We start from the raw sequence: 15,829 nt of genomic DNA on the forward strand, positions 1-15,829 counted from the left end.
CCGTTTTTAGTAGTTGAAACTCTTGGTATTTTTTTCGCCAGGGAGGAGCTGACCGGGGCTGGTGCGTTCGGCTTCGCGACCCTTAAAATTCGGATTGTATTTCTTGATTTCGCGGGATTTCACTTCTGCCTGGACATCAATCAAGTGGCGTTCCCATTCCTGGATGGCGCCATCGAGTTCCACGCGAGCGTTCAACATGAGTTCCTTGAGCTGCATGAGTTCAAGCATGCGTTCGCGCTTCATCACCCAGAGTTCTTCTTCTTCGGGCATGCGCTCGATATTGAACAACAAGTTCAAATACTTTTCTTCGGCTTCACGGTATGCCTTATACGTATCTTCGTAAACGAGATTGCGGTCTTCAGCCATGGTCTGCTGAGACGAGACATGAGTCGCGCAACCGATGAAATTCATCGCAACAGGGAGAAGGAAGAGAGGGATTGTCAAACGCATAAAATAAAGGTACAAAAAATAATAAGCAGAACTTAGTTATTAGTCAATGGTTATTAGAATGTAGCCATGACATTGAATGGAGATGCCTGCTCGGTGGCAGGCATGACATTGCAATTTATTCAGCGGCGTCGGGGATATCACGCTTGGTGTTGTAAAGTCTTTCGTACGAGATGTGGCTCATGAACGTGACAGTATCCTTTGTTTCGGGGTGGATCATCGTGTGCGTTCCGACTTTGACTTCACGTTCCTGACACGGGAGACCTGTTTCCGGTTCAATCATGACTTCGAACTCGGTGCGGTATTCGCCTTTGAGTCCAGAGGTATAAGCCTTAAACTTGTCCGGCACGATTTTGCTGCCCACGTGCTGTTCCCAGATGAAATACGGGAAACTTTCAGTTTCATGCAGATAGACGACGTAGTCCAAGCACTTGCGGTGGTCGCGATTCGTAAAGCCCTTCGTCACCACAGAATCCACCTTGATAAGCGCAAAGTTCAAGCGTCCCTGCTGCTTGAGGAGTTCAGTCACATTGCCCTTGACCGGCACAACACCCTTGAGCAAGTGGTCCATTTCCCAGCGGTGCTTTTCCAAGCGCTTGAGGTGCGGTTTGAATTCAGGATTCAAAAGTTGATCGCGCCAGCGGCTCGGCATCGGGACATGAGCCAGCAGCGTATCATAGCCATCGTCAATGCCGGTAAGGCTCGTCACATTGCGGTCTACTGCGGCAAGGTTCACTTCCTTGATGCGCCAAGCGAGTTCCGTCGGCATAAAATTCTTGAGGTATCCGCGAGACTTGTCAATCACGTAATTGCGCTTGACAAACGTCGTATCGCCTTTTGAAGAGTAGTTCAAATCGGCATACGTCGCTGTAATCGTCCCCATCTTTTCTTCGCCCTTCAAGTCCAACGTCGCATAATAGCTTTCGGTGTACATTTCGAGCGTGACAGGAGCGCTTAATTTATAGTCAACAGATACTTCAGATTCGCCACAAGCGGTAAGCATTGCAGCGACAAACATTCCACTCAAGAATTTTATTTTATTCATCAAGATAACCAATTATTGATTGACAATAGACAACTGTTTTTCGGCGATCAAGCCCCTTTCAGAAGAGACTTCGACAACGACAGTTCCCGGCGCCTTGAGCTTCGTCATTTCACGGGCAGTTGCATAGCCACCGCGACGCGAGCGAGCTTCAAGCGTAAAAGCTTCCATTTTATTGGAAACATGGAAATCGTGTTCCCAAAGTTTTTCACCCTTTTTAGTGAGCGTTCCTTCGTAAAAGGCAAACTTCAATGTATTAAAGTCGAAACCCGTTCCATAGCGCAACTGGATGATGAGTTCATCAGCCATTCTGAATACGCTACCCGTATCGGCAACATACCCCACAGCCGGATTCCATTCACGACCACAGGCAATAATGGGTTCGGATTTTGAGCAACCTGCAAAAAGCCCACCCAAGGCTAAAGTTGCAAGCATAACGACTTTCTGTTTTTTTTTCATTGTATCCCTCTCTTTTTTGCCCAACAGCACTTTCCAAAATAGCAAAAAACTATCTGTCAAGTACAAACATCATCTCAAGATGGGGCGTTTGAGGGTAAAAAGCAAAGCCTTCGGCGTGAGAAAGGGTAAATCCGGCCTCGGAGAACTTGGCAAAGTCGCGTGCAAGCGTCACCGGGTCGCAAGAAACGTAAATCAGGCGGTTGACAGAGCTTTTCACGATGGCGGTCAAAGCTTCTTTGGGGAGCCCCGTTCTCGGCGGGTCTACGATGAGGGTTGCGGGGACATCGACGACGTTTTCGACGAGCCAATCTTCTGCAGGAGCCGAGACGTTTTCAATTTCAGGGGTGCGAGAAGCCACGCAATCTTGAGATGCCGCGGAATCTTCGGGGAACGCCGCAGGGACAGACAAATTAACTTTCGCATGTTTAAGGCAACCTTCTTCGCGTTCGACAGTCGTAATCTTCTTAAACTTGTCCTGCAAAATACAGGCAAAGAAACCAACCCCGCTAAACAAGTCAATCAGCCAAGCGTCAGAGGACTTGCCACTCGCCAAGCCTTCATCCACAGCCTTGCGGACCGATTCAACGAGTTCCGGCAAAAGTCCCAAATTGCTCTGGAAAAATACGGACGCATCCGCTTCGATTTTGCGGCCTGCAATCTCAACAAGGCTCACGGCATGAGCATCGAATTCGGACTTGTGCATTCCTGGGTAATAGAACGAGATTTCGCCCGCACCGTTATCGAAGATGTTTACATCGATATCGCGAGAATACCTGTGAAAGTCGTCGCGACCGCTCGAATTACGATTAGAATCGCCCGCGAGAAGCGTCGCGGCAGGCCCACGCAAGAATTCATTCAAGCCATCCGTGAGCACAGGGCATTTTTCAAACGGGACGATGTTATTGCTTTCTTCACCACGGAAACCAAAGACAGCGCGTTTTGCTGCACCATCGCGATCTGCAGCACCATAACCGGAATTGCCACGGAACACGACTCGGGCACGGTTTCGATAACCCCAGGCATTCCCTGTGTGAATGACAAAATCTTTGGGCAGTTCCGCATGAGCGAGGCGCTTGAAATTTTCGCGTTCGACTTTTTCAAGATAATCCGCTTGCCTTTCAGAGGCGAGATGTTGCAAGCTGCAACCACCGCACTTGCCATACAGCGGGCAAAGCGGCTTCACGCGATCGGGGCTAGCTTCCAGAACTTCGACAACGCGGCCCTTGGTAAAATCCTTTTTCTGGAACGTGAGGCGCACCTTGCAGAGTTCGCCCGGGAGCGCTCCTGCCACAAAGCACACGCGACCGTCTTCCAAGCGCGCCATGCCCTCGCCCCCCTGCACCATTTTTTCGATGCGGAGCGTCAAACATTCACCACGCGGTTCACGACTAGAGTCGCGGCGGTCATTATTGCGATTCGGACGAGAATTGCCGCGGTTAAAGCGGTCTTGTTTCGAGCGATTGTTTCTGCGGAATTCTACCATAATTGCAAAAATAGAATTTTTACGAGGCTCTCACGAGAGGGAGATGCCCGTTCACGTCGGGCATGACAAAGCAAAGACATACTGATGACTTTACCGTATTTTTGCATTTCATCACGTATATCTAATAGTCTGTCATTATTACCATATTCAAATTGCATATTTTTTCTAAATTGTCGCCCAATGGAAACGACATCGATAGTTTTGCCTAGCGCTCTCACTGCTGCGAACAGCAAAAAGCTGCTTTCGAGTTGCAGGAGCGCCCTCACCAAAGGGGAGCTTCATCTAGACGGATCAAGCCTTGCCTCGATGGACTATAGCGCCGATGCCTTTTTTGCACTTTTAGCGGAACTTTCCGAAAAGACGGGCAACAAGCTCGTTCTTGAGCATTTTTCGCCCGAAATCAAGCAGCATTTGCAGAACCTCCGCAAGATGGTTCCGCCCGAGAAGCCGCAGCGCGAGACCAACAACATCCTCGAAATGATGGGTGGTGCCGGTTTTTCGCTGCTCAAGGAAGTCTTCGAAGTCCTCGTTTTGCTCTTTACGGCAATTTACTGGACCATCGTCGGACCGTTCGACAAGGGTAAAATCCACTTTGGCGGTATCACCAAGCAGATGTTCAAGTCGGGCAGTGAAGCCATGGGCATTTGCTTCTTGTTCGTGGGACTTATCTGCCTTACGATGGCTCTCCAGAGTTCGGTGATGCTGAATGCGGTCGGTGGCGGCTCTTACCTCGCTTCGGGGCTTGGGTTCCTCATTTTTGCAGAAATTGGCCCGCTCCTCACGACGATTATTTTGGCAGGGCGTTCCGGTAGCGCCATGGCGGCAGAAATTGCAAACATGAGCGTCTGCGAAGAAGTCAAGGCATTGAAGTCCATGGCCATCCCGCCAGTGCAGTACCTCGTGGTCCCGCGTTTCATTGCCTTGAGCATCACGACGCCGATCCTCTCGTTTAGCGCATCCATCGTCGGTAGTTTTGCCGGGTTCCTCATTGCGTATTTCTTCTGCGATATTTCTTTCTCGAACTACATGATGGGGCTTCGCGACGGCATCGACCCGATGACGTTCCTCAAGAGCACTATCAAGGCGCTTGTATTTGGCTGGATTGTAACGCTTATCGCCTGCAACAAGGGACTCAATGCCCACGGCGGTGCAGAAGCGGTCGGTAAGGCAACCACGTCCAGCGTCGTTGCAGCTATTTGCACGATCGTGATTTCGGATACCCTTTTCGCCTTCATTTTCTACTAGAGGTCAATATGGACGAAATTCTAAAAGTTGACCATCTGAAAGCGAGCTACGGCAACGAGACTATCCTCAAGGATATTTCGTTCGGTGTCAAGAAGGGCGAAATCCGCATGGTGCTCGGCAGTTCCGGTTGCGGTAAGTCGACGCTTTTAAACAACGTGCTCAAGTTCATCAAGTCCGATGCGGGTACGATTACGTACTTCGGAAAGTCGTTCGGCCCGCAAGAAGGTCTCGACAGCGAAACGCGTATGCGCACCGGTGTGCTCTTCCAGAGTGGCGCTCTGCTTGCGGACTTGACCGTCGCCGAAAACGCGATGCTCCCGCTCAAACGTAGCATGCCCTACATGCCCAAGAGCCAGATGGAAGCGATTGTCGCAGACCGCCTCGAGAAGGTGCACCTGCTCCACGCATTCCACAAGTTCCCCGGCGAGATTTCTGGCGGTATGAAAAAGCGTGCAGCCCTTGCCCGCGCGATTGCGCTCAAGCCGGAACTTCTGTTCTGTGATGAACCGTCCACAGGCCTTGATCCGGTGACCGCCCGTTCGCTCGACGAACTGCTCCTCGAACTGCGCGACACGCTCGGCGTTTCGATGGTGATTGTGAGCCACGAACTCGAGAGCATCAAGATTGTCTGCGACCGATTTGTGTACCTCAAGGACGGCTACGTCCTGAAAGATGCGACTTTGAAAGAAGGCATGGAATCCGACGATCCCATCCTCAGGCATTTCTTCAATAGGCAGTGCCCCAAAGAATACAATGCCGAAGACTTTTACCACTTTGATTTTATTGATTGAGTTGGAGAAATAATGGAAACCACCCGATCCGAAAGAATAAAACTTGGCGCATTTATGCTCTTTTGCGGAGTACTTATTTGCGTGTTCCTGGGTTACGTGCTCAAGCGTTACCTGAGCGAGCAATACGACAACTACTACACCATTTTCGACACGGACGTGAACGGACTTTTTGTCGATGCCAAGGTGAAGTTGAACGGTATCGCCGTCGGTAGTGTCACAAGCATCACAATCAACGAACAGGACCTAAACCAGGTCGTCGTTGCGTTCAAGGTGACGCAAGGAACACCAATCAAGATTGGCACTCGTGCAGGACTTACCGCAGGCATGAACCTCACCGGCGAAAAGCAGGTTATCCTCTCCGGCGGAAGTTTCAATGAACCGAACGTTCCTGAAGGAGGTCTCGTCCCGGCAGCGGCCTCGATGTTCGACCAGATTACAGGCCAGATGGGCGACCTCTTTGGCAAAGTCAATCCGATTGTTGACGGGCTGGTCCGTGTACTGAATCCTGAAAATGCCGAAAGCATTTCACGCACACTCCAGAATCTCGAAAAGACAACCGCAAACTTGAGCTACGTGACATCAAACCTCGGAAAACCGCTCAGCAACATGAGCAAGTCCGCTGCTTCGCTGCAGAAAATTCTTGCTGAAATCGAAGAAGCAAAGCTCGCCGCAAAGACCGAACAGAATCTTACGGTACTTAAGGAAAAGCTCGAAGCGATCGACACCAAGGGCTTGAACGAGAACTTGATGCAGACCGCCGAATCGATGAACAAGCTTGCCCAGCGTGTGGATGCCATCGTTTACAAGAACGAAGACCAGGTCGGAAACGCCATGGATGAACTCAACACGATTCTTGAAAACCTCGAAGAATTTTCACAGAAAATCAAGAACAACCCGTCTGTACTTATCCGTTCCGAAGGCAAGAGCGGTCGCTAAAAAGGAGAAACCAAAATGTTTAAAGCAAATCGTTTTTTGGCAGTCGCCGCACTCCTTTCTGTTTTCACGCTCACGGGTTGCGTTGGCGGTTCGACCGAACCTTCCCGCTATTACACCGTTTCGGCTGAATCCATCTCGGTCGCAGGCGCTACTAGCGATGCCCGCGTGCACGTCAAAAAATTTACGATTGACCCGTCATACCAGCGTACGAACATCGTCTATAGAGAATCCCCTTACGACTTCAGCTTCTACAGTCTGGACCTCTGGGCAACACGCCCGGAACAGATGCTCACGCAAGTCGCAGGCGAATACCTGGTCAAGAGCAACATGTTCAAGTCCGTGGACTTGAAGCCGATGGGCAAGCCGGACTTTGAATTGCTCGGCAATGTCGATGCCATTGAAGAAATCGACGAAGGCAGCTCGCAAGAAGCTCACCTCGCTGTGCAGCTCACGTTCCGCAAGGTCGGTGAAGATGCTCCGCTGTGGGAAAAGCGCTACGACGAGCGCCAGAGCATGAGCAAGCGCGACGCACATTCTGCAGCCGAAGCGCTCTCGAAGCTCTACGCCAAGTACATGCAAGACGCACTCGAGAACATCTCGAAAGTGAAGTAGGTATGAGCGCGGGCTTTGAGCCCGCTTTTTTTTGCAATTTTATACTACTAAATTTCAATTTTTATGGCTTTAGTAGCACAATTTTTACTTTATCTACATCAAATTTGTTAAAATTTCAAGATCTTATGCTACTAAACAAGTCATTTACTGCTTTTTGTAGCATATCACACCTCGGCAAAACCGAATTTTCGCTCAAATCAGATTAGTTTATTTAAAAATCATGCTATAAAAAGCAACAATTCTGAATTTTAGTAGCACATTTTTGCAAAAATAACCTAGTACACTTCCATTTTAGCACAACAGATTATTCCCGTCTAATAGTCGGGACGCTTGCGAGCAATTTTTTCGTGTAGTCGTTTTGCGGATTCGTGAGGACTATATCGGCGGGGCCGTGCTCTACGGCATGCCCAAAGTACATGACCAGGACTTCGTCGCTCAAAGCACGGACCACCTGCATATCGTGGCTGATAAAGAGGATGCTAAGCCCGAGTTCATTACGCAAATCATCGAGCAAATGCAAAATTTGCGCCTGCACAGACACGTCCAAGGCACTCGTCACCTCGTCACAGAGCAGCACCTTCGGACGCACCATCAAGCTGCGCGCAATGCACAAGCGCTGACGCTGACCGCCCGAGAATTCATGCGGGAACTTGTCCATTGCCCCCGCCGGGAGCGATACGCGTTCCAAAAGTTCTACCGCACGGGCGCAAGCCTCGTCATACGGAACGCCACGGGCAATCACAGGCGCCGTCAAGATTTCCGTCACCGTCTGTCGCGGGTTCAAGCTGCTGAACGGATCCTGAAAAATCATCTGCACTAGGTCCGAGACGCGCACAGCATCTTTCCCGGTCCCCGCCTTGCCGCTATTCACCGGCAGTCCAAACAAATTAACTTTACCGCTAGAAATCGGCACCAGCCCGACTAAAGACTTCACAAGAGTCGACTTTCCGCAGCCAGACTCCCCCACAATCGAAAGAATCTTCCCTTGCGGGAGCGTGAACGAAACGTTATCTACGGCAGTGAAATAATCCTTGACCTTGCTAAAAACGCCCCCGCGAATCGGGAACTTGACCGTAAGCCCGTTTACCTCGATAGCAGGCACCGTTTTATCAAAATTTTCGGTATTCATCAACCATCCAATTCAGCAAGGGCGTCCTGAACGTTCTTTTCAGTCGCAATCAAAATCTGGCGGCACTTGCGCAAAAGCTGCGTAGCCTCTTGAACCTCAACAGCAAGTTCATCAATTTCCATCTCGGAATTGTCGATTTTCGAGAGAATTTCTTCCAAACGCGTCATTGCGTTTTTATATTCAAAATTTTGCGCACTCATGTTCACGAATATAGTTAGATTTAAACCAAATGAATTTGTTCACTCGCTCCAATTTGCCTTTTTTTGTTATCGCCACCTTTTTAGGCGTAATTTTTACCGGATGCCTTGATGCCCCCGGCTACCCGCACGCACTGCAACCCGTAGAATCCATCAGCATCATGGTCCAACAAAAAACGGATTCTTACTCGACCCAGCTCAAAGTGAATCCGTCCGATACAGCGACAATCAAGGCTAGCGTCACCCCTGAAAAAATCCAGAACGATATTTCATTCGAATGGTTTTACACCAACGATGGGAAAGACAGCCTGTTAAGTCGCGAACCCGTTTACTCTTTTTACCCGAGCAAAAATGAAGGCGCAATTCCCAATAAGCTCATCGCGATGGACAATGACGGCAACCAGCAGATTTATGATTTTACAATAGCCATCAACACGCCGCCCGAGCTTTCAGAGTCCACAATCCCAGCAGATGGCGACACGCTTTACGGTTCAGAATTCTCGGCATTTCTTTTTGAATGGTACAGCTTTGACCGCGACTTTAGTTCTGGCGACACGCTATTCCACATTTTAGAAATTGATGATAAAAAATACGATGTCGGAACACTCCTGCAAGTCAAGCAATCCGGTTTCAAGGCTGGCGAACATAAATTCCGCATTATTGTAAACGACATCTATGGCGATGCGGATACATCAACCTACAGGAATTTTTACGTTGTCGATACGCTGGAGGCTAAATGAAATTCATAAAAAGTTTCATCGTAGCATCGCTCGCCTGCTTACTCCAAGCCTGTTTCAATTCCGATGACTACATCTTTGACGAAGCTGAAACGACAGACATCATAGTCGAAGCAACTCTCGCCAAATCCATGGGCGACTTTTCGAACATTACTAAAGCAGACACATTCCACATTAGCGATACCATCTACTTTTTAACAACCGTTAGCCCCAGCAAGTCCATCAAAGTCCAGGACTTCCACTGGCTCATGGATGGCAAGTACTGCTCTTCAGAATACAATTTCAAAAAGCAAATCAACGAACCCGGTCATCATGAATTCACGTTCGTCTTGAAAGATTATTTTGGTGACATGCACTATGACACCTTAAATGTCTGGATTGCAGACAAGCCGATTTTGAACGATGCAGAATTCACACCGGCAGAAGGCACTCAAGCCATCGATCCCTATGAGTCTATTTACTTTACATGGAGTGCAAAGACAGAAAAGATCAAACTTGCACATCGCTACCATTTCACGTTGAGCGAACAAAATTACGCGAATACAGAATCGAAATTCAATAGTATCGATACCATTTTAAACGAGCCGCACTTTATATACCACAACAAGCTCAACCCCTTCAAGAAATACAACTGGACCGTACAGGCGATTAACGAATACGGTCTCACATCCGACGAAAAAATCGAGTCCTTCTTTTTCACCAAAGGGCTTCCGGGAGAAGGCTCCCTGCAAGCAACAATCGATATAGGAAACGCAAGTATCGTACCGGTTCAACTTACGCTTTTAGACAACAACAATAACGACAAACAATTCAGTTACAATTTCAACATTTCAACATCGAAAAATGAAATTTCGCTCGGAGCCATCCCAGCAGGAAGCTACCAGCTAGAGTTTCATTCAGACCATCCTGATTTCGGGACTTTCCAAAAAAATGTAGACATTCACGATGGTTTCGTTACCATCATGAAAAATTCCAAGCTGATAGACACCATTCCCCCAACAATCGTTTCCGTTTCTGCACACGACACACTCTCCTTTGCCGACACACTCCAGTTTATCATAAACGATGGCGGCGGACAAATCGTAACATCGAAAACGAAAGTTTCACTTGAGAACGAACAAATTCTAGAGAGATTCTACAACGACAGCATTTTGACCGTTATCCTCAAGGAAACGGACAGAAGCTGGGCTTATAGGATTCTCACGATCGAAGCTACCGACGGGAGCCAAAACACAATAAAGAAATCGTTCTACATAGTCCCAAGCATCCTATGGTTTACAACAAATAGCGATACAACCATTGCAAGCAATGAAATCATCAAGTTGTTCATTCACGAAAACAACCCGTATGACTTTGAACTGGACTTTTTACAATTCTACAACGTGACCAAAGGCGAAGTCATCGTCTCCGTTTCAGAATACAAAAGCAACACATTTACTGCAGAACTAGAAGCCAGTTTTTTCGATGCCGAACAGACCATCGAATCAACTGTCATTTACAAAAACGGTCTGAAACAGAGCAAGACATGGACACTCCGTGTTAAGCCTGCCGATACAAAGGAGGAAGAATAATGAATAGCAAAATTCTCCGACTCCTAGCGATTCCTGCATTTTTACTAGCGATTGTTTCTTGTTCTGATTCCGAAATCAATTCATCGGATATTCCTGAAATTTCGCAATCCATTTTCGTTGTCCCTGAAAATTTGCGGGGAGAACCTTACAAGTCGCAGTACACGTCTTCGGATAAATTCTTCGTTAAAATCAATGAAAAGATTCGCATTTGCGGAGTCTACTCAATTAACGGAGCATTTATATCAACAGACGACGCAACACCATACTACAACTCCCACAGATGGACCATCGACAACAACGAAGTCAACACCTCATCATCTGTCTATTATAGCTTTGACAAAGCGGGAATCCACGAAATTTCGTTCGAAACAGTCGACCATCTAGGCGACACACTCGTATCCCATGCTCAAATTTACGTAAACACACCAACTACAATAACACTACAGTCTCCCGCCAACAATTACAACCAAGTCGATGGAAAAAATGAAAACGGAATTGAGCTTTCATGGAGCATTTCGGGAATTGACCCTTGGGAAACTTCAAGATGCATCGTTTACGCCAGTTACGATCGACTAGCGGTTTGGGACTCGCCCTTAGGAGAACTAGATTGCGCAGGTTCTGTCAATTTGATGGGCGAACTGGATGCAGAAATCAATGACCAAGGAGACCCTATCAACCATAGCATAGACAACTCCACTATATATTGGAGTGTTCAAGCGGACATTAAAAATGAAAATAAAGTCACAGAACATGCATTTAGTGAAATTTTCAGTTTTTCCACAAAGCTAAAGAACAACGGATATTCCGTCGTCGAAATTCCTGTTTCGTGCAAATTCAACCAGTATCCTGAAAAATCCATTTTGACAGGGGCTTTCATTTCATCCACAGGCGATACGCTTTTTAAAATTCGAGGAGTAAACTCCAATACGGTCATCCGCAGTACCCTAGATCCGGGGTCTAATATAAAGTTTGTCATTTGCGATACCATTCGAAAGGAATACGGTTGCGAATCAACTACGTTCGATTTGGCGGCGAGCACCAAAAACGTATTGGACACTTTATTCCTGCTCGATAAAGTCAAGCCCAACATGCAACCCGCCAAAACAGAACTCCCAACCGCTTCAAAAATACAGTTCTTTATTCTCGACAACGGTTCTGGAGTCAACGTTTCAAAAAATCAGGCAATCATCAACAACGACACTCTTGAAACTAAATTTGAAGACAACGTACTATCATTTGCAAACACTTGCAAAAAAGAATGTAACCTCATCATAACCGCCGAAGATTACGCACACAACCGCGTCCCCGATGTTTATTGGAAAATCAAAGTCAATGGTTCCGAGACAAAAATTTATGGGCCATTTGCAAGTTCAGAGGAGGATCTATAATGTTTAAGACCTCCATAGCCTTTATCATTTTACTATTTGCATTTTGTGGGAATGCCTTTGCAGAACAAGACACGACACAAAGTTCCCCCAAAACACGCTATTTGCAGATTTCGACAAATCCGTCAACAGTAGACTTGTTCATTGGCAAAGCGCTACCCGACTTTGCAAGCAAGCCCCATTATGTTTCGCCCGCATTTATCCCCGTCCCCGATGGAAAAGACACCATTACCGTTTCTTTTTTCCACCCGGATTACGCGGACACGACCGTCAATATTGCGCTATCGAAAAAAGACACCTCATTCATCATCGTTGCACTCCGACAAACTTATGACGATGACGAAATCGCCCGAAAACAGGATTTAATAAAACACAGAAACAGGCGCATTCTCGGTGGCTACCTCAAATGGGCATCCATCGCGCCCTTTGCCATCAGCGGAATTTCAGCCATCGTTTCGCTTTACAACATCGGCAAAGCAGAAGACCACAAAAAAGCCATGGAAAACACGCGCTTTTCGACTGAAAAATACGAAGCCCACGCCCGAGACTTTACGGACCATCGTGAAAGCGCAAAGACCGCCAAAACAGTTTCAAAAGTTTTTCTCGGAACAGGTTTAGCCATATTAACCGCAGGATTCGTCCTTTCATTTTAGGTAGAATATGAAAAAGATTTTCTTACTAATTGCAATCGCATTGACCGCAGCCTTCGCAAACCCCGAAGGGATTTTCGTTGACGTCGAGCTCCTTTCCGGAACAAAGCAGCGCGCCCAACTCATGGGCATCGAAAACGATACAGTAAGCCTTGGCGGATACATCCAGAACAAGTTTACTATTGTAAAAATTGCCAAAAAGCAATTCAAAAAAATTATAGACGAAAAAGGCAACGACTTGATGAAGGTTAAAACAAAAGTCGTAGTCAAACCAACAAGTTCATCCCAAACATCAGCACCAGAACCAAAGTCTAGCTCCAGCCACACCGTTAAGAGTTCCTCAAGCTCTTCTATTTCCAGTTCCTCGATTGAACACGCTACAGCACCAAGCTCCTCTAGCGAAAAACAACCCGTTAAGACAGTCCTTATCGCTTACAATGCCGATGGCATCGAACAAAGCGTCGCAGACCAGTTCACTGCACTTACAACACGTCTTTTGATGGAAGCTGGAGAGAACCCGCAAATCATCCGCAAAAGCGATATCAAAAAATGCGATGACAACATCTGCATTCAAAGCGAACTTGCCTCATACGGCTACAAGTCCATCTACTTTGGCGAAATCGTTCCAGACATAAAAACCGATAGTTTAACATTAAACCTCACCCACGCTTTCTACGAAGATTCGCTCCCGATGTTGCATCGGGCGAGCATAAACCTTTCCAGAAACGCAGCCTTTAGCGACGCCATTACGAACAACAAATTAAAGAATCAGCTTTTGGATGCGCAGGGCAAAGACATTATCAAATCCAAAAAAGACAGGTCCTATATCCACATCGAAACAGACCCGGATGGCGCTACAATTTCTCGCGCCGAAAAAGATGCGATTTGCAAATCGCCCTGCACCTTCGTGACCACAGATACTACAAAATTCACTGTTTTCGCTTACTGGAACGTCGATAGACATTTGTGGGGATCAAGTACAAATATCGTTCCGCTCCCCGGTGACACCGTACACGTTTCGCTGAAGCTCAAGCGCATTACCCCAGAAATCCGAATACTCACGTTCCCTGAAGGCGCCAATGTCTACAAAGCGAGTGCGCCAATTACCAAGCGTTCCAAAGCCATCGCCCAAACGCCCGATAAGATTTCCGTTTATAACATGGGCGCAGACAGCCTCGTCATTCGCAAAGCAGGCTACCGCGACACGCTCATCAATTTCTTTGCAGCCCCCGTTCCGCAAATTGACTTGAGCATCAATCTCGAAAAGCTGACAAACTTCGATGAAATCGAAATGCAAAACAAATGGCTGCACGACAAGAAGATGCAAACACTTGGCGAAGCCATGATTGGAGGCGCCGCGGGAACAGTTCTCATCGGCTCCTTGCTCATGTACTTTGCCCATTTAGATTATAGCGATGCCGAAGACATCAAGAAAGAGCTCAAGATTCCGGGAGCGTCCAAAGGCAAGAACTATCAGGACAAAGTCAAAAAGAACAAGAAACTCGTGGACCAAGGCGATAACAAAGCCATTGCTGGAGGCATTTTGTTAGGTACAGGCGCTGCCCTCCTTGGCGTTGGACTTTACTTCTATTTTTAATTTTCTAAATTTGTCCCAATGAAAAACACAGTCTTTAAAACAACCATTGCTTTAGCTCTCCTCCTTACCGCATTTACCTTTGCTGCCGATACGCTTTCTGTAGACGCAGGCGCAGTCGCAAGCACTGCTGCCGACACCGCAAAATCGACAGGGATTTACAATCAAATTATCGACTGGTACAATGACAACTTGAACTACGGCACCATTACGCTTTTGATGGCGATCGAAAGTTCGTTCATTCCGTTCCCGTCTGAACTTGTCGTGCCGCCCGCCGCTTACAAGGCTTTACAGCCTGGCTCGGGTCTGAACATTGCGCTCATCGTCTTGTTTGCAACATTTGGTGCACTCATCGGCGCTTACATCAACTACTACCTCGCGAAGATTCTCGGTCGCCCGATTATCTACAAGTTCGCCGATAGCCGTCTCGGTCACTTCTTGCTGCTCGATGTCGAAAAGGTCGAAAAAGCAGAAAACTACTTCCGCGAACATGGCGCCATTTCGACATTCGTCGGCCGCCTCATCACGGTGATCCGCCAGCTCATTTCTATCCCGGCAGGTCTTGCCAAGATGAAGCTCGCTCCGTTCACGCTCTACACGTTCCTCGGCGCCGCCATCTGGAACTGCGTCTTAGCGCTGCTCGGCTACTTTGCCCACGGACAAAAGGACATCATCGAGAAGTACAACTCCGAACTCGCCATCGCATTGCTTGGCTTCGGCGTGCTCTTCATCGGTTACATGGTCTGGAACGCCATGAAGCCAAAGAAAAAGTGAGGGCAGTCATTAGTTGTTAGTCGTTAGTTGTTAGTCGTTAGTAATCAGTTTTAAGTTTGGCGCTTTCAGCGCACTTATATAACTAATGACCAACGACCATTGACCAATGACTAAAAATCACAATTTTTGACGCAGCGGTTATTCTGGAATTCCGCTTCTAAAGTAACCTTGCCAAAGGTGTAGCGGTGGTAAGTTCCATTGCGGATACCACGGACAAAGTTGATGTCTTCGGCTAAAAGTCCCATCTCATCGTAGAACTTGACGACACCATGAATTTGTCCATTCTCGTAAGGGATTTGGCGACGGAGCTTACCATTCTCAAACCACTCTTCGGACACGCCATTGAGCACGCCGCGACGATAAGATTCGCGGCTTTTCTTTTTGCCGTTTTCGTAATAGATAATGCTAAAGCCTTCTTCTTCTCCATCCAGGTAGCCAATCGTTTCATGTAGTTTTCCGTTTTCATCAAACGAGCGGAAAACGCCATCCAGTTTGCCGTTTCTGTATGGAGCTTCGACTGCCAACTTCCCGTTCGGGTGGTAAGAAAGCGCCACCCCTTCGCGAATGTCAGTCCCCTTTTTGACCGTGTAAATTCGAGCCACACGCCCGTCATCAAACGTCGTGCGGACCGTATCTAGCGCCACATTGTTAGACTTAGGCGCTGCAGAGGCCGATATTACCGTGCCCCCCATCACTATACACGCAAAAATTGTAAAAAAACGCTTTTTCATTGCATTATAATGTAGCATAATCCATTGAGATTATGTATTTTGTGAG

Annotated in this window: 17 protein-coding genes; 10 read left to right on the top strand and 7 right to left on the bottom strand. The window is 47.5% G+C overall.

What is annotated here, in order from left to right; all coding sequences use genetic code 11:
* Window positions 1–6 precede the first annotated feature (6 nt).
* The 4 genes from B9Y77_RS06420 to B9Y77_RS06435 form a co-directional block, all read right to left on the bottom strand.
* Window positions 7–450: a hypothetical protein gene (locus B9Y77_RS06420; protein ID WP_139829269.1), complete on the bottom strand. Its 444-nt coding sequence runs from the start codon at window positions 448–450 to the stop codon at window positions 7–9.
* Window positions 451–565: 115 nt separating this feature from the next.
* Entirely contained in the window at window positions 566–1,492 is a 927-nt protein-coding gene (locus tag B9Y77_RS06425) for a hypothetical protein (protein ID WP_085490891.1), read from the bottom strand.
* 12 nt (window positions 1,493–1,504) lie between these two features.
* Window positions 1,505–1,948 (bottom strand): hypothetical protein, encoded by a 444-nt coding sequence (locus B9Y77_RS06430; protein ID WP_085490892.1) that lies wholly within the window; start codon window positions 1,946–1,948, stop codon window positions 1,505–1,507.
* Between the two features lie 49 nt (window positions 1,949–1,997).
* On the bottom strand, window positions 1,998–3,431 hold the full coding sequence (locus B9Y77_RS06435) for a class I SAM-dependent RNA methyltransferase (protein ID WP_085490893.1): 1,434 nt from the start codon (window positions 3,429–3,431) through the stop codon (window positions 1,998–2,000).
* A 180-nt stretch (window positions 3,432–3,611) separates the two neighbouring features.
* Here B9Y77_RS06435 and B9Y77_RS06440 point away from each other — a divergent pair, with 180 nt between their 5' ends.
* The 4 genes from B9Y77_RS06440 to B9Y77_RS06455 are packed head-to-tail and all read left to right on the top strand — an operon-like array spanning window position 3,612 to window position 7,015.
* A complete protein-coding gene (locus B9Y77_RS06440) occupies window positions 3,612–4,676 on the top strand; it encodes an ABC transporter permease (RefSeq protein ID WP_085490894.1) in 1,065 nt (354 codons plus the stop codon).
* A gap of 8 nt (window positions 4,677–4,684) precedes the next feature.
* Window positions 4,685–5,467 carry an ABC transporter ATP-binding protein gene (locus tag B9Y77_RS06445; RefSeq protein ID WP_085490895.1) on the top strand — a complete coding sequence of 261 codons (783 nt, stop codon included), beginning with the start codon at window positions 4,685–4,687 and terminating at the stop codon, window positions 5,465–5,467.
* 12 nt (window positions 5,468–5,479) lie between these two features.
* Window positions 5,480–6,403 carry an MlaD family protein gene (locus tag B9Y77_RS06450; protein WP_085490896.1) on the top strand — a complete coding sequence of 308 codons (924 nt, stop codon included), beginning with the start codon at window positions 5,480–5,482 and terminating at the stop codon, window positions 6,401–6,403.
* A 15-nt stretch (window positions 6,404–6,418) separates the two neighbouring features.
* Entirely contained in the window at window positions 6,419–7,015 is a 597-nt protein-coding gene (locus B9Y77_RS06455; RefSeq protein WP_073423316.1) for an ABC-type transport auxiliary lipoprotein family protein, read from the top strand.
* 304 nt (window positions 7,016–7,319) lie between these two features.
* Here the strand turns inward: B9Y77_RS06455 and B9Y77_RS06460 are convergent, their stop codons facing one another.
* Window positions 7,320–8,144 carry an ABC transporter ATP-binding protein gene (locus B9Y77_RS06460; RefSeq protein ID WP_085490897.1) on the bottom strand — a complete coding sequence of 275 codons (825 nt, stop codon included), beginning with the start codon at window positions 8,142–8,144 and terminating at the stop codon, window positions 7,320–7,322.
* Window positions 8,144–8,344 (bottom strand): exodeoxyribonuclease VII small subunit, encoded by a 201-nt coding sequence (gene xseB / locus B9Y77_RS06465; RefSeq protein WP_014546862.1) that lies wholly within the window; start codon window positions 8,342–8,344, stop codon window positions 8,144–8,146. The genes B9Y77_RS06460 and xseB overlap by 1 nt, the downstream gene beginning before the upstream one ends.
* Before the next feature lie 29 nt (window positions 8,345–8,373).
* Here xseB and B9Y77_RS06470 point away from each other — a divergent pair, with 29 nt between their 5' ends.
* Genes B9Y77_RS06470 through B9Y77_RS06495 form a run of 6 tightly spaced genes read left to right on the top strand, consistent with a single transcriptional unit; the run spans window position 8,374 to window position 15,052 of the window.
* Window positions 8,374–9,081 (top strand): hypothetical protein, encoded by a 708-nt coding sequence (locus tag B9Y77_RS06470; RefSeq protein WP_085490898.1) that lies wholly within the window; start codon window positions 8,374–8,376, stop codon window positions 9,079–9,081.
* The gene (locus B9Y77_RS06475; protein WP_085490899.1) at window positions 9,078–10,649 is read left to right on the top strand and encodes a hypothetical protein; all 1,572 of its coding nucleotides are present in this window, start codon (window positions 9,078–9,080) and stop codon (window positions 10,647–10,649) included. The genes B9Y77_RS06470 and B9Y77_RS06475 overlap by 4 nt, the downstream gene beginning before the upstream one ends.
* Entirely contained in the window at window positions 10,649–12,037 is a 1,389-nt protein-coding gene (locus B9Y77_RS06480; protein WP_085490900.1) for a hypothetical protein, read from the top strand. The genes B9Y77_RS06475 and B9Y77_RS06480 overlap by 1 nt, the downstream gene beginning before the upstream one ends.
* On the top strand, window positions 12,037–12,687 hold the full coding sequence (locus tag B9Y77_RS06485) for a hypothetical protein (RefSeq protein WP_254899946.1): 651 nt from the start codon (window positions 12,037–12,039) through the stop codon (window positions 12,685–12,687). The genes B9Y77_RS06480 and B9Y77_RS06485 overlap by 1 nt, the downstream gene beginning before the upstream one ends.
* 7 nt (window positions 12,688–12,694) lie before the next feature.
* A complete protein-coding gene (locus B9Y77_RS06490) occupies window positions 12,695–14,281 on the top strand; it encodes a hypothetical protein (RefSeq protein ID WP_085490901.1) in 1,587 nt (528 codons plus the stop codon).
* An 18-nt stretch (window positions 14,282–14,299) separates the two neighbouring features.
* Entirely contained in the window at window positions 14,300–15,052 is a 753-nt protein-coding gene (locus B9Y77_RS06495; protein ID WP_085490902.1) for a DedA family protein, read from the top strand.
* Between the two features lie 110 nt (window positions 15,053–15,162).
* Here B9Y77_RS06495 and B9Y77_RS06500 read toward each other — a convergent pair whose 3' ends face one another.
* The gene (locus B9Y77_RS06500) at window positions 15,163–15,783 is read right to left on the bottom strand and encodes a toxin-antitoxin system YwqK family antitoxin (protein ID WP_085490903.1); all 621 of its coding nucleotides are present in this window, start codon (window positions 15,781–15,783) and stop codon (window positions 15,163–15,165) included.
* Window positions 15,784–15,829 lie beyond the last annotated feature (46 nt).

Origin of the sequence: Fibrobacter sp. UWB13 (assembly GCF_900177805.1) — a bacterium.
GTDB lineage: Bacteria > Fibrobacterota > Fibrobacteria > Fibrobacterales > Fibrobacteraceae > Fibrobacter.

Excerpts from the sequence above, each read along its gene's own strand:
- B9Y77_RS06420 (WP_139829269.1), bottom strand. The coding sequence starts at position 450 with ATGCGTTTGACAATCCCTCTCTTCCTTCTCCCTGTTGCGATGAATTTC.
- B9Y77_RS06425 (WP_085490891.1), bottom strand. The coding sequence starts at position 1,492 with ATGAATAAAATAAAATTCTTGAGTGGAATGTTTGTCGCTGCAATGCTT.
- B9Y77_RS06430 (WP_085490892.1), bottom strand. The coding sequence starts at position 1,948 with ATGAAAAAAAAACAGAAAGTCGTTATGCTTGCAACTTTAGCCTTGGGT.
- B9Y77_RS06435 (WP_085490893.1), bottom strand. The coding sequence starts at position 3,431 with ATGGTAGAATTCCGCAGAAACAATCGCTCGAAACAAGACCGCTTTAAC.
- B9Y77_RS06440 (WP_085490894.1), top strand. The coding sequence starts at position 3,612 with ATGGAAACGACATCGATAGTTTTGCCTAGCGCTCTCACTGCTGCGAAC.
- B9Y77_RS06445 (WP_085490895.1), top strand. The coding sequence starts at position 4,685 with ATGGACGAAATTCTAAAAGTTGACCATCTGAAAGCGAGCTACGGCAAC.
- B9Y77_RS06450 (WP_085490896.1), top strand. The coding sequence starts at position 5,480 with ATGGAAACCACCCGATCCGAAAGAATAAAACTTGGCGCATTTATGCTC.
- B9Y77_RS06455 (WP_073423316.1), top strand. The coding sequence starts at position 6,419 with ATGTTTAAAGCAAATCGTTTTTTGGCAGTCGCCGCACTCCTTTCTGTT.
- B9Y77_RS06460 (WP_085490897.1), bottom strand. The coding sequence starts at position 8,144 with ATGAATACCGAAAATTTTGATAAAACGGTGCCTGCTATCGAGGTAAAC.
- xseB (WP_014546862.1), bottom strand. The coding sequence starts at position 8,344 with ATGAGTGCGCAAAATTTTGAATATAAAAACGCAATGACGCGTTTGGAA.
- B9Y77_RS06470 (WP_085490898.1), top strand. The coding sequence starts at position 8,374 with ATGAATTTGTTCACTCGCTCCAATTTGCCTTTTTTTGTTATCGCCACC.
- B9Y77_RS06475 (WP_085490899.1), top strand. The coding sequence starts at position 9,078 with ATGAAATTCATAAAAAGTTTCATCGTAGCATCGCTCGCCTGCTTACTC.
- B9Y77_RS06480 (WP_085490900.1), top strand. The coding sequence starts at position 10,649 with ATGAATAGCAAAATTCTCCGACTCCTAGCGATTCCTGCATTTTTACTA.
- B9Y77_RS06485 (WP_254899946.1), top strand. The coding sequence starts at position 12,037 with ATGTTTAAGACCTCCATAGCCTTTATCATTTTACTATTTGCATTTTGT.
- B9Y77_RS06490 (WP_085490901.1), top strand. The coding sequence starts at position 12,695 with ATGAAAAAGATTTTCTTACTAATTGCAATCGCATTGACCGCAGCCTTC.
- B9Y77_RS06495 (WP_085490902.1), top strand. The coding sequence starts at position 14,300 with ATGAAAAACACAGTCTTTAAAACAACCATTGCTTTAGCTCTCCTCCTT.
- B9Y77_RS06500 (WP_085490903.1), bottom strand. The coding sequence starts at position 15,783 with ATGAAAAAGCGTTTTTTTACAATTTTTGCGTGTATAGTGATGGGGGGC.